The organism is Rothia sp. HMSC061C12, from assembly GCF_001815755.1.
Classification (GTDB): domain Bacteria; phylum Actinomycetota; class Actinomycetes; order Actinomycetales; family Micrococcaceae; genus Rothia; species Rothia mucilaginosa.
This window is the reverse complement of record NZ_KV821868.1, coordinates 1-12,172: the sequence shown is the minus strand read 5'-3', so window position 1 is coordinate 12,172 and position 12,172 is coordinate 1. Positions and strand designations below refer to the sequence as shown.

9 protein-coding genes and 1 riboswitch are annotated in these 12,172 nt (G+C 59.9%); of the genes, 5 read left to right on the top strand and 4 right to left on the bottom strand.

What is annotated here, in order from left to right:
* Positions 1-135 precede the first annotated feature (135 nt).
* A riboswitch (SAM riboswitch) is annotated at positions 136-252 on the top strand.
* Positions 253-369: 117 nt separating this feature from the next.
* From HMPREF3055_RS06130 to HMPREF3055_RS06120, 3 genes are all read left to right on the top strand, one after another.
* Positions 370-1,275, top strand: a complete 906-nt coding sequence (locus tag HMPREF3055_RS06130; protein ID WP_070738560.1) for a methylenetetrahydrofolate reductase — start codon at positions 370-372, stop codon at positions 1,273-1,275.
* Positions 1,276-1,425: 150 nt separating this feature from the next.
* Positions 1,426-3,753 carry a 5-methyltetrahydropteroyltriglutamate--homocysteine S-methyltransferase gene (gene metE / locus HMPREF3055_RS06125; RefSeq protein WP_070738558.1) on the top strand — a complete coding sequence of 776 codons (2,328 nt, stop codon included), beginning with the start codon at positions 1,426-1,428 and terminating at the stop codon, positions 3,751-3,753.
* Positions 3,754-4,094: 341 nt separating this feature from the next.
* Positions 4,095-6,077 (top strand): M13 family metallopeptidase, encoded by a 1,983-nt coding sequence (locus tag HMPREF3055_RS06120; protein ID WP_070738556.1) that lies wholly within the window; start codon positions 4,095-4,097, stop codon positions 6,075-6,077.
* Between the two features lie 147 nt (positions 6,078-6,224).
* Here HMPREF3055_RS06120 and HMPREF3055_RS06115 read toward each other — a convergent pair whose 3' ends face one another.
* Positions 6,225-9,305 carry a beta-galactosidase, LacZ type gene (locus HMPREF3055_RS06115; protein ID WP_070738553.1) on the bottom strand — a complete coding sequence of 1,027 codons (3,081 nt, stop codon included), beginning with the start codon at positions 9,303-9,305 and terminating at the stop codon, positions 6,225-6,227.
* A 59-nt stretch (positions 9,306-9,364) separates the two neighbouring features.
* Between HMPREF3055_RS06115 and HMPREF3055_RS09410 the strand changes: the two genes are divergently transcribed.
* Together HMPREF3055_RS09410 and HMPREF3055_RS09405 are read left to right on the top strand one after the other, a co-directional pair.
* On the top strand, positions 9,365-9,586 hold the full coding sequence (locus HMPREF3055_RS09410; protein WP_246826907.1) for an MFS transporter: 222 nt from the start codon (positions 9,365-9,367) through the stop codon (positions 9,584-9,586).
* Positions 9,576-9,809 (top strand): hypothetical protein, encoded by a 234-nt coding sequence (locus tag HMPREF3055_RS09405; protein ID WP_246826905.1) that lies wholly within the window; start codon positions 9,576-9,578, stop codon positions 9,807-9,809. Before HMPREF3055_RS09410 ends, HMPREF3055_RS09405 begins: the two co-directional genes overlap by 11 nt.
* A gap of 113 nt (positions 9,810-9,922) precedes the next feature.
* On the opposite strand, the gene HMPREF3055_RS06105 is transcribed toward HMPREF3055_RS09405, so the two are convergent.
* The 3 genes from HMPREF3055_RS06105 to HMPREF3055_RS06095 form a co-directional block, all read right to left on the bottom strand.
* A complete protein-coding gene (locus HMPREF3055_RS06105) occupies positions 9,923-10,639 on the bottom strand; it encodes a DUF6318 family protein (protein ID WP_070738551.1) in 717 nt (238 codons plus the stop codon).
* A 129-nt stretch (positions 10,640-10,768) separates the two neighbouring features.
* On the bottom strand, positions 10,769-11,008 hold the full coding sequence (locus HMPREF3055_RS06100; protein WP_049354346.1) for a hypothetical protein: 240 nt from the start codon (positions 11,006-11,008) through the stop codon (positions 10,769-10,771).
* Positions 11,009-11,245: 237 nt separating this feature from the next.
* On the bottom strand, positions 11,246-11,908 hold the full coding sequence (locus tag HMPREF3055_RS06095) for a hypothetical protein (protein WP_083318017.1): 663 nt from the start codon (positions 11,906-11,908) through the stop codon (positions 11,246-11,248).
* Positions 11,909-12,172 lie beyond the last annotated feature (264 nt).

Below are 12,172 nucleotides of genomic sequence, written 5' to 3'. Positions count from 1 at the left end.
CACCTCCAGCCGCCCTTTGTCATAGTCGGTCATATTAAGTTCATATTTCGCCCCAATGTCATGTCCAGAAATATTAGGGCATCAACCGCCGTGCCCCTTGCACGCCCTCGGAGGCGGTGGGTAGAGTAAAAGCGTTATCTATCAAGAGCGACCGAGAGATCTGGCTCGTCGACGTCGCAGCAACCTCGCCAGTATCCCCCACCTTCACGGTGCAGGGTACGGACAAGGTGCTCCCGCCAGAACCGATAGAGAAGAATACCCTTCGGCACCCCTTGATGAGTCGTACCTGCAAACCGGTACAGCGCATCCTGCAGAAGAATTCGCGCACCCTCACGGTGCGTATCTATCGGGTGAACACGAAGGATGGTTATGACGACAGTTCACCCGGCTCTTTCTTTTGAGCTGTTCCCTCCGCGCTCACACGCAAGCTGTGAGTCGCTACTCCACACCATTGCGGAGCTTGAGGGTACCAACCCCGACTACGTTTCGGTCACCTATTCAGGTGACGCGAAGCGCCGTCAGAAGACGCTGGCGCTGCTCGACCACCTGGTGCACGAAACCTCCCTCACCCCGCTGGCTCACCTGATTTGTGCAGGCCATTCGGTGCATGAGCTGGAGCGTGCGGTCCGTCTGATTCTGGGTCTGGGCGTGCGCGGCTTCCTGGCGTTGCGCGGTGACGTGCAGGAAGGTCAGGTTTCTGAGCTTCCCTTCGCCCGCTACCTGGTCGAGCTGATTCGCCGCGTGGAACGCGAAGATTTTGCCCACCTGGCGGCTGGCAAGGTGTCGATTGGTGTGGCGGCGTACCCGCAGAAGCACCCGGAGTCGGCATCCCTGTTGCAGGATATTGAGATTCTGCTGTCGAAGCAGCGTGCCGGCGCGGATTTCGCGATTACTCAGGTGTTCTTTGAGGATGAACGCTATAGCGCCCTGGTCGATTCGGCGCACCTGGCAGGCGTGGATATTCCGATTATTCCGGGCATCATGCCGGTGACCTCCCTGAAGCGCCTGCGGAACCTCTGCCAGATGGCGGGCATGGAAGTCCCGACGGACCTCGCCTACGCCCTAGAGACGGCGACCAGCAACGCAGAGCTGCACCGCATCGGCGTGGACTACGCACTGAACCAGTGCTGCGCCGTGATGGATGCGGGCGCACCGGGCCTGCACTTCTTCACCTTCAACGAGCATGCGGCGGTGCTGGACGTTCTGGACCAGCTGGACCTACCCCGATACAGCAACCGTTTCTCTCAGCCGCTGAGCGAACTGGAATACGCCTAACCCAACCCGTAACGCTCCTTGTCGGATGCGTTCCCATTGTCTCCCCCGCAAATATTCCGGGAGTTACAACCTCCGTTTCACCGCCCACCGCTGGGTGGCGAAATACCGGAACTGACTCCCCTATCTATCCCCAGTAAAGGAAAAAATATTATGTCGAACACCGCATTCCCCGCCGCAACCATTGTTGGCTACCCCCGCGTGGGCCGCTTCCGCGAGCTGAAGAAGGCTCAGGAGGCTTTCTGGAAGGGCAAGGCAACCCTGCAGGAGCTGCAGGACACCGCCGCTGACGTGCAGCGCACCTACTTCGAGCGCGTGACCGCTGCGGGTCTGAAGGCTGATAACTACTCGATTCCGGCGACCTTCTCCTACTACGACCAGGTGCTCGACGTGGTTCGCCTGTTCACCCTGGTTCCCGAGCGTCTAGCTGAGGCTAAGGATGCACGCGGCCTGCTGGATCTGCCCGGCTACTTCGCACTGGCGCGCGGTACCGAGACCCTGCCTCCTCTGGAGATGACCAAGTGGTTCGACACCAACTACCACTACCTGGTGCCCGAGATTGGTGCCGGCACCGAGATTAAGCTGAACCTTGAGGCTATTGACGAGCAGCTCGAGGTCGCTCAGAAGGCTGGCGTGAAGGTTCGCCCGCAGATTGTTGGTCCCCTGACCCTGCTGCTGGGCGCTAAGGCTGAGCAGGGTTCCGCTGAGGACTTCTCCCCCGTTGACCGTCTGGATGAGTTCGTTGCAGCGTACGCTCAGGTGCTGGAGCAGCTGGCTGAGCGCGGTGTTGAGTGGGTTCAGCTGGATGAGCCGGGCCTGACCGTGGACCGTGCCGACAACGCGAAGGTTGCCGAGCTTGCCGAGCGCACCTACCGTGCCCTGGCTGCCGCTGAGAAGCGCCCGCAGATTCTGGTGACCAGCCCCTACGGTTCTCTGCGTGAGAACCTGCCGGCACTGCTGGGTACCGGCATTGAGGCCCTGCACCTTGACCTGGTGCACGGCGTGTACTCGAAGGCTGAGCTTGAGTCCGTTTCTGCCGCCGGCGTGCACCTGGTTGCCGGTGTTGTGAACGGCCGCAACGTATGGCGTGCCGACGTTCGCGCGGCTCTGAAGACTCTGGAGGCGCTGCCCGGCGCATCCGAGGGCGCCGTGTCGGTGTCCTCTTCGACCTCCCTGCAGCACGTGCCGCACGACCTGGCTCTGGAAGACCCCGCCGAGGTTCCCGTGGACGGCCTGGCATTCGCTGACCAGAAGGTCGCTGAGATTGCTCTGCTGGCTCGCGGCCTGGCTGAAGGTGAGGCCGCTGTCGAGCCGGAGCTGAAGGCTGCCGACGAGGCACTGGCTCGCTTCGCCGCTGACCCGCGCAAGCACAACGACGAGATTCGTGCTCGCGCCGCCGCTGTGACCGCTGAGGACTTCAACCGTCCGACCATTGACGTTCGCCGCGCGGCTCAGGCCGACCTGAACCTGCCGAAGCTGCCGACCACCACCATCGGCTCCTTCCCCCAGACCGCGGAGATTCGCCGCCACCGCGCGGAGGCTCGTGCGGGCAAGATTTCCGCTGAGGAGCTGAACGGCTTCCTGCGTGACGAGATTGCCTCGGTCATCAAGCTGCAGGAGGAGCTGGGCCTGGACGTGCTGGTTCACGGTGAGGCTGAGCGTAACGACATGGTTCAGTACTTCGCTGAGAACTTCGACGGTTTCGCAACCACCCGCCACGGCTGGGTTCAGTCCTACGGTTCGCGTTGCACCCGCCCCTCGATCCTGTTCGGTGACGTGAAGCGTCACGGCGAGGGTCTGCGCGGTGAGGCGTTCACCGTGCCGTGGAGCTCCCACGCACAGTCGCTGAGCGACAAGCCGGTCAAGGGCATGCTCACCGGCCCGGTAACGATTCTGGCGTGGTCCTTCGTGCGTGACGACCAGCCGCGCCGCGAGACCGCTAACCAGGTGGCGCTGGCTCTTGCCGACGAGATTGCCGACCTGGAGGAGGCGGGCATCCGCATCATTCAGGTGGACGAGCCGGCTCTGCGCGAGCTGCTGCCCCTGCGCCGCGATGAGCAGCCGCAGTACCTGGATTGGTCGGTGAACTCCTTCCGCCTGGCTACCAGCGCGGTAAAGGATTCCACTCAGATTCACACCCACCTGTGCTACTCGGAGTTCAACGAGATTATCGACTCGATTAACGCTCTGAACGCTGACGTGACCAGCATTGAGGCGGCTCGTTCGCACATGGAGCTGCTGGCTGATATTCCGGAGAGCTTCGTTTCCGGTCTGGGTCCGGGCGTGTGGGACATCCACTCCCCGCGTGTTCCTTCGCAGGATGAGATTGAGTCCCTGCTGAAGGCTGCGATTGGTTACGGCACCATTGCTGACCTGTGGGTGAACCCTGACTGCGGTCTGAAGACTCGTGATTACGAGGAGACCAAGCAGTCTCTGCGTCACCTGGTGGATGCCACCAAGGCGATTCGCGCATCCCTCTAGGAGGCGCCTATTGGTTCCGCTGCCTGCTGCGGGTTGACCGGATGATGGTTTGCTCGCGGTAACCTGCGGCAGGTGGCGGCTGTTCGGCTTCGTGCCGGTATGCGTACCGACTGTATGCCGAGCTTTTGGGGATAGATAACGGGCCCGCCCGTACAGTTTTTCTTCTGCACTGTACGGGCGGGTTTTCTGCATCCTGGAGGGGCTACCGCTTTCTCTGCCACCCGCGTAGCCCGCTGAGGAGCGGCAAAATGCCCCTGAGAAGCGTCTGTACCGGTGAGCCACCATCTGGTGCCGTGCCGGGCATCCTGTGGCTTGGGGGTGTAAGAACATAGAATGGAACCATGACTACTAACTCTGGAATCACTAAAGAATGGGTGGATGAAACCGTCAAGCCGGGCGACGATTTCTTCCGCCACGTCAACGGTAAGTGGCTTGCTACCCACGAAATCCCGGCGGACCGCCCCAAGGACGGCGGCCTGTACACCCTCCGCGATAACGCAGAGAAGCACGTGCGTGAGCTGGTGGAGAAGATCGCGAAGGAGCAGCCGGAGTCCCGTATTGGTGCACTCTACAACTCCTTCATGGATGTTGAGAAGATTGAGGCGGACGGCCTGGAGCCGTTGCTGAAGGAAATCGCCCCGATTCTGAACTCGGCAACCCCCTCCCACCTGGCTGTGACCCTGGCGTTGCTGTCTCGTGCGGGTCTGCCGCAGCTGTTCGCCTGGTACACCAGCAACGACCCGAAGGATCCGAAGAATTACACGTTCTTCCTGTACCAGTCGGGTCTGGGTCTGCCGGATGAATCCTACTACCGTGAAGAGAAGCACGAGGCTGCATGCGCGGCGTATGTTGAGCATATTGCCCGCATGTTCCAGCTGACCGGTCTGGCTGAGGGCTTCGGTCTGACTCCGGAGCAGGCGGCTCAGCTGGTGTTCACTCACGAGTCTGAGCTGGCTCGCCTGCACTGGAACGTCGTGGAGAACCGTGATGCTGAGGCGACCTACAACCCGTACCAGGCTACCGAGCTGGACGAGAAGTTCCCCGGCTTCCCGTTCTCGCAGTGGCTGCTGGCTCTGGGTGCCGACCCGGAGACCCTGGGCCAGGTTATTGTGGGCCAGCCGTCCTTCTTTGAGGGTGCGGCTAAGCTGTTCACCTCCATCCCGCTGATGAGCTGGAAGCTGTGGGCTGTGTGGACCGTTCTGCGTTCGCGTGCGCCGTTCATGTACGACGAGCTGGTCCAGGAGAGCTTCAACTTCTACGGCAAGACCCTCTCGGGTACTCAGCAGATTCGTGAGCGCTGGAAGCGTGGCGTGGGTGCTGTCGAGAAGGCTCTGGGTGAGGAGATTGGCCAGGAGTACGTGGCCGTGCACTTCCCGCCCTCGCACAAGGAGAAGATGCTGGTTCTGGTCGGCAACCTCCTGGAGGCGTACCGCGAGTCTATTGAGTCGCTGGACTGGATGACTGAGGCAACCCGCGAGAAGGCGCTGGAGAAGCTGTCGAAGTTCGTCACCAAGATCGGTTACCCCGATAAGTGGCGTGACTTCTCCGCCCTGGAGCTGGTGCCCGGCGACCTGTTCGAGAACCTGCGCCGTACCGGTGCGTTTGATGCTGACTGGCTGATTGCCCGCAAGGGTCAGCCGGTGGATAAGTCGGAGTGGCTGATGACTCCGCAGACCGTGAACGCGTACTACATGCCGCCGGCGAATGAGATTGTGTTCCCGGCAGCGATTCTGCAGCCGCCGTACTTCAACCCGGATGCTGACGATGCGGCGAACTACGGCAATATCGGCATGATTATTGGCCACGAAATTGGTCACGGTTTTGACGATCAGGGTTCCCGCTATGACGGTGACGGCAAGCTGGAGAGCTGGTGGACTGAGGAGGATTACGCGAAGTTCAAGGAGCGTACCGCAGCGCTGGTGGAGCAGTACAACGCGTACGTTCCGGTGGGTCTGGATCCGAAGTTCCACGTGAACGGTGAGCTGACTCTGGGTGAGAACATTGGCGACCTGGCTGGCATGTCGATTGCGTTGAAGGCGTACCGTCTGGCTTTGAAGAAGCAGGGCATTGAGTCGCTGGATGACGCACCGGTGATTGACGGCATGACCGGTATTCAGCGTTTCTTCTTCTCGAATGCTCGCGGCTGGTGCACGAAGTCCCGCCCGCAGCATGCTGAGGTGATGATTTCGGTGGATCCGCATTCGCCGGATGAGTTCCGTGTGAACGGTGTGGTGCGCAATATTGATGAGTTCTACGAGGCGTTTGGCGTCTCTGAGGGCGATGCACTGTACCTGGCTCCGGAGGAGCGCGTGCGCATCTGGTAGCATCCCGATAAGGGTATATGCTTTATTGCGTATATAAGAAAGGCGCCCGCCTCGTGGGTTTATTCCACGAGGCGGGCGCCTCTTTTCTAGAGAACTGCGGACGCTACACGAAGGTAGGCGTCTACTGCTACTGTGCCGAGCGTTGCGTTAGATAATTTCTAGCGCAATGTCCATGTGCAGCGGCTCGGTTGCATCGATGTGGTACTGGCTGTGTACCGGCGAGCCCCACGAGTCGTCTCCACCAACGCCGAGCTGACCTGCCAGGATACGCAGGTAGGTGCGGTTGTTCTCGGGCAGCTCCCACTGGTAGGAAGCTTCCTCAATCTGGTAGGAGGAGTAGGGCAGGAGCGATACGTGCAGGCCGTCACCGGCAGTCTGCAGCTGGCGGACACGGAAGCCGTGGTTGCTGTCGTTCGTCACTTCAGCCCAACGGACACCCATGTGGTTACCGCTTTCCTGAGGTACCAGGTACGGTGCGTAGTCCTGCTCGGGGGTGCTTTCCCACACGCCCAGGCGGACGCCGCTGCAACGGTCGGGGTAGGAGTCGCCGGGGCCGAGGCCGTAGTAACGCAGGTGCGAGAACTCGCCGGGCAGTGCCCATTCCAGACCGAAAGCGGGCAGGGACGGTGCGTCCTTCTCGCCGGGGTAGTCGATGGCTACTCGCACGTTGCCGGTGCTCTGTGCTTCGTAGCGGACCGTAACAGCGGTGTGAGCGGGGGTTGCCAGCTCGTAGGTGTAGGTCACTGCCACGCTGTCATCACTGGGCTGCTCGACAGCAACGTTAGCGCAACGGGCGTAGCGGCCTGCAACGGTCCACTGGGCGCGTTCGAAACCGTGTCCGGCGCCGCGGTCGTTGTCGGTCAGGGGCCTGAAGGTGGTGAGCTTCGGGGGGCGAATAACATGCTCGGTGCTGTTGTGTACCCAGGAGACGATGCCGCCCTGAGTGCGGGACAGAATAACTTCAGCCTGGTTGTTGCGCAGACCGACGTTCCAGCGGCCGACGGTCACCGTCGCATCTACTGCGTCTTCAGCGGTGTTTGCTTCAGCCTGCGATGCGGGGATGACGTACTGACCGAAGGCAATTTCGTGTCCTGCAGGAGCCCATGCGGCGTCTTCAGTGAGCACGAGGCTGACGTCCAGGGTTACTTCTGCGTTGTCGGCAGCGTATTCTTCCAGGGGCCAGGGAATTACCAGCTCGTGGGTGGATTCCGGGGCTACGTCGAAGAAGTAGTCTTCCTGCCACTGAGGAACGCCGTTGACCAGCAGGCTAGCCTTGAAGGTGTAGTCTGCGGTGGAGGTGAAGAGGTTGTCGTTGACAACCGTCACGCTCTTCTGGTCGGGGGTGATGCGCAGGTTGGAGTACACTGCCTTCACTTCAGCGACCTTGGGGCTTACCTTGCGGTCGGCGAAGAGGATACCGTCACCGGAGAATTCGTAGTCGCAGGGGCGTTCGCCGAATGCGCCACCGTAGGCGAGGTATTCGGGGGCGCCTTCGCTCTCACCGGGGTGCCAGAGTGCCTGGTCGATCATGTCCCAGATGAAACCGCCCTGGTAGTGGGGGTAGCGTTCCAGTGCGACGTATTCGTCGATAGCGCCGACCGAGTTGCCCATTGCGTGCATGTATTCGCACATGATGAAGGGCTTCTGGGGGTTGTTCGACAGGTACTTTTCAACGACGTCAGCGTGGGTGTACATACCGGATTCGATGTCGGTGACGTCATCAAATTCGCGGTGCCAGGTGATGCCTTCGTAGTGTACGGGGCGGTTGGGGTCCAGTTCGTGGACTCGGCGGTACATGGAGCGGAATACTTCGCCGCCGTATGCTTCGTTACCGAGCGACCAGATTACTACGGAGGGGTGGTTGTAGTCGCGGCGCATCATGGATTCTACGCGGTCAACGCAGGCGCCTTCCCATTCCATGCGGGAGCCGGGGATCGTGGTCTCGGGGGTGGGGATGTCACCGGGGGTGCACCAGGAGCCGTGAGTTTCCAGGTTTGCTTCGTCAACCAGGTAGATACCGTATTCGTCGGCCAGGGCGTAGAAGCGTGAATCGTTGGGGTAGTGGCTGGTGCGGATAGCGTTGATGTTGTGCTGCTTGCAGAAGAGAATCTCTGAAGTCATGTCTTCAACGGTCAGGACGCGGCCGGTACGCGGGTGGAACTCGTGGCGGTTGACACCCTTGAAGAGGACTCGGTTACCGTTGAGGGTCATGATTCCGTTCTCGATGCGGAAGCGACGGAATCCGACGCGCTGGCTGGTGGATTCTACGGTCTTGCCGTCGTGGAGCAGATCCACCGTCAGAGTGTAGAGAGAGGGCGATTCAGCCGACCAGGGAGCGATACCTTCAAGGGCGTCGGAGGAGATGCGCACGGATGCGTCTTCGGCGGCGACGGTACCAGACCAGATGACATGGGTGCCGTCAAGGACGCTGGCCTGCAGGGTGTACGCCTTGATTTCTTCACCGTTGAGGGTGACGAGAGCGTCCAGGTGTGCTTCGCCGGTGGGTGCATCGTAGTCTGCTTCAACGGTGAGGGAGGAGATGCTGACTGCGGGGCGGGCTACCAGGTTCACAGCGCGGAAGAGGCCGTGGAAACGCCACGAGTCCTGGCCTTCCAGCCATGAAGCGCTCGAGTATTCGTAGCATGCGACGGTCAGGGTGTGATTGCCTTCTGCGTCCTTGCTGACGATATCGGTGATGTCGAAGGTGGTGGTGGTGTAACCGTCTTCTGCGTAACCGACGAAGGTGCCGTCAACCCACACGTAAATTGCGGTTGCGAAGCCTTCGAAGGCGAGCGCGATGCGGCCCGATTCGCTCAGCATCTTCTTGAGGTCGCCATCCAGGGTAAAGTGCTTGCGGTAGAGGGCTACGTGGTTCTTCTCGGGGATGTGAGGAGCTTCGGGGTTATCGTGGCCGTCCCAGGGCATCTGGATGTTGACGTAGGCGGGGCGCCAGAGTCCCTCAGTTTCCAGGGTGGCGGGGACGGGGATGCTCTGGTAGTCGCTTTCGTCGAGGGCGGGGGCGGCGAATTCTGCGGTGGTGACGTCAATTTCTGAGGCCCATGCAGTGCGGACAGCCCACGTGCCGTTGAGGCTCTGCTGGGGGTTTGAGGAGTGATGGTCGGAGTGCGCTGCCTCCCTGTTGACAGCGTACACGGTGGGGTCATCAAGCCACGCTGCTGAGGGTGACTGGGAGGAGACTACGGGAGTCGTTTGTTCGGTGGAAGACATGTCTTCCTTCCTCTTGTATACATCTTTGTTTGGTCCCTTTAAGGATGCCGGAAGGCGTGATGATTGCCGCCTACATTCTGTTCATTCTTTTCCCGCAGAACTTGGCTCTGGTCTACGTGGCACTGGTGCTGTTCTACACCCCGAACACCTTCATTCAGATGACCGCTATCTTGGCGCTGACCGACTCCATTGAGTACGGCCAGCTGAAGACCGGTCAGCGCAACGAGGCAGTTACCCTGTCCGTCCGTCCGATGCTCGACAAGATCGCTGGTGCTCTCTAACAGCATCGTGGGTGTGGTTGCTGTTGCTGCCGCTATGACTAACGGTGCAGATCCTAATAGCCTCACCGCGCAGAACATTCAGACGTTCAACACGGCTGCTTTCTATGTGCCGCTGGCCATTATTGTGTGCTCGTTCCTCGCATTCTTCTTCAAGGTTTCTATCTCTGAGAAGGAACACGCGAAGATTGTGAAGGAGCTTGAGGCGAAGCTTGCTTCTGCATAGGTAAAAGCAGGGTAGGTCCTTCACCACATGAGAGAGGCGCCCGCCTCGTGGTTTTCAGCCACGGGGTGGGCGCCTTTTAGGTGTAGAAGCTACGCGCTTCTAGGCTGAAGCTTTTAGGAAGCAGAAGCCGAGGACGAAGAGGAAGAAGTACGCATACCGGTCAGCTTCCACGCACCGTTCTCGTAGACACCGTGCAGGGTACGCTCCACATCATTCTTACGGTCCGAATCGGAGGAAGCGTTCTCCACACGGTCCTTGCTTGCGATGAACTCACCGCTGTCCATGGTCAGGCGGATATCCCAGTTGTAGGCGTCGCCATCACGCTCGGGCTGTGCGGTAAGCATGGTGATGGTGACGGACGGGTCCTGCATCCAAATCTTGCCCTGCTGCAGGCCAGCACCCAGGGTGCCTTCTTCGGGTTCGAGCATGTTCTTCAGCTCGGAGTTGTCAACCGCGCATTCACGCAGGGGTTCGGTCTTGCCGGTACGCATGTAGTATTCAATGGCTGCGCCGAAGAATGCGATGGACTGGTACAGGCCTTCTACGCTGTTCTCGTTGGCGACGGCGGGCTTCACGGGCACGGGAGCGTTCTTAGAGGGCTCGGTGCGGGTTGCGGGCTGGTAGTCGGAAGGCTTGGAGGTGTAGCCCTCCAGGACTGCAACGCCGGAGTAGTCGGTGCGTGCGGTCTTGGATGCCGACGCGGAAGCAGATGCGCTACCGGATGCGTTGCCGCTGGTTGCCTGAGGCTGAGCACCGCAGGCTGCGAGGAGGGTTGCGCCGCCGGTTGCTGCGAGCAGGCCGAGGGCGGATCGGCGGGTTACGTTCTTCATGGGTTCTCTCTATCTGTGGTGTGGTTCCACACCGCGGTGCGGGTGATGCCTGCGGCATCTAACGGGAAGACGGCACTACACGGGGTGTAGTGCCGTCTTCCAGTATATGTTTATTGGGCTTGGGATTCTTTAGCCGCCGTAATAGTAGTAGTGGCTGTAGGAGCTGCCGTAGTAGTCGCTGATGACGATGCGGGTGCGGCGGCCGTAACGGTCGGAGTAGTAGCGGTTGTAGGGGGTGCGGCGCACGGTGGGGCGGTAGGTGGTTGCCTGTGCGGGGGTGAGCAGTGCGCCGAGGGCGGTTGCTGCGCCTGCGCCTGCGGCGGCGAGTGCTGCGCGGCGGGTGAGGCGTGCGGGCTTCTTGGTGGCCATGGTGTGCCTTTCGGGGTCGGTGTTTCTGTGAAGTGACGTGGTGTGTGCACGGCGTGCGGCTGTGCGTTAAACCTTTTTTATTGTAAGCCTCAACGTTAATGTTTTTACGTGCAGAGTGCACCTTCTAGTTGAGGCTTAAACCATGCGGGCTAGTCCACGTTTTTCTGGCAGAAAAATTACGGAAATATTGGTTGAGAAACACGCCGGGCACACGCTAAATGCGGGCTGAAACGCGGGCTACATGTCTACTTCGGCGAGGCCCGAAATTTCCTTATCCTTGATGTGCGGGATGGTGGAGTTCCAGTTCATCCACGCCTTGACCTGGGCGGCTTCTTCGGGGTTGTTCATGTCTGGCCAGCGCTCGTTTTCGATCCTGAATCGGGTCATTGCGAGGAGGTAGTAACCATCATCGCCGGGGCTGAAATTCGTAATTGTCTTGCCTGATTTTGTTTTAAAAGTAACGCTGTCTGACTCGTCACTATCAGAGGCCTGACTGTATGAGACTGCACCGATTGCGTTGAGCGGGTAGAAGACCGTGTCTAGAAATGATTCACCCCTTTCGATTCCTTCCGGCGAGATTTCGGTGTAATCCTCAACAGGTCCGTAGAAGAAGCAGATAGCCATGCACATGGCGCAGAACGCTGCGATGTCGTAGAAAAGGTGGAATCCCATGTCGCCGAGTAGGTGCGTTAGGAACATTGCGACAGGAAATATGAGAGCTACAAAGCCGGCCAGGATGATATTGCGAAGCTTGCCTCGGATGATGTGGATGTTTTCGGCGCGTAGCTTCTTGTCGTGGCGGCGGCTCATCTCATGGACGATAGCGGTGCGGCAGATTTTGTACATCAGCCCAAGGCATAGTACGCCCCATACGGCAATCATGGTGTAGGTAATTATCATGGTGGTCAACTACCCTTTCTGTTTTATCGGTGACCGGCAGTCTCCCAGCAACAATGCGGAAGTCAGCGGATTTGTTCTCAGGGTAGCCGAGGAAATCGGGTGGTTAAGCCCAGATTCGCGTTATCCGCGGAGTGGTTGCCGAGTCTTCACCGGAGCATTGCGTCGAGTTAACCTCCCGTCTAGATTGGGTGCGATAGGCTAAGGATGTGCCCGCCACCTCACCGGGGCGAGCACGATTCACCAACCACTACCGCACAAGGACGT

What these genes read in the sequence shown, in the direction of transcription:
- HMPREF3055_RS06130 (WP_070738560.1), top strand. Translation starts at nt 370, where the DNA reads ATGACGACAGTTCACCCGGCTCTTTCTTTTGAGCTGTTCCCTCCGCGC.
- metE (WP_070738558.1), top strand. Translation starts at nt 1,426, where the DNA reads ATGTCGAACACCGCATTCCCCGCCGCAACCATTGTTGGCTACCCCCGC.
- HMPREF3055_RS06120 (WP_070738556.1), top strand. Translation starts at nt 4,095, where the DNA reads ATGACTACTAACTCTGGAATCACTAAAGAATGGGTGGATGAAACCGTC.
- HMPREF3055_RS06115 (WP_070738553.1), bottom strand. Translation starts at nt 9,305, where the DNA reads ATGTCTTCCACCGAACAAACGACTCCCGTAGTCTCCTCCCAGTCACCC.
- HMPREF3055_RS09410 (WP_246826907.1), top strand. Translation starts at nt 9,365, where the DNA reads ATGATTGCCGCCTACATTCTGTTCATTCTTTTCCCGCAGAACTTGGCT.
- HMPREF3055_RS06105 (WP_070738551.1), bottom strand. Translation starts at nt 10,639, where the DNA reads ATGAAGAACGTAACCCGCCGATCCGCCCTCGGCCTGCTCGCAGCAACC.
- HMPREF3055_RS06100 (WP_049354346.1), bottom strand. Translation starts at nt 11,008, where the DNA reads ATGGCCACCAAGAAGCCCGCACGCCTCACCCGCCGCGCAGCACTCGCC.
- HMPREF3055_RS06095 (WP_083318017.1), bottom strand. Translation starts at nt 11,908, where the DNA reads ATGATAATTACCTACACCATGATTGCCGTATGGGGCGTACTATGCCTT.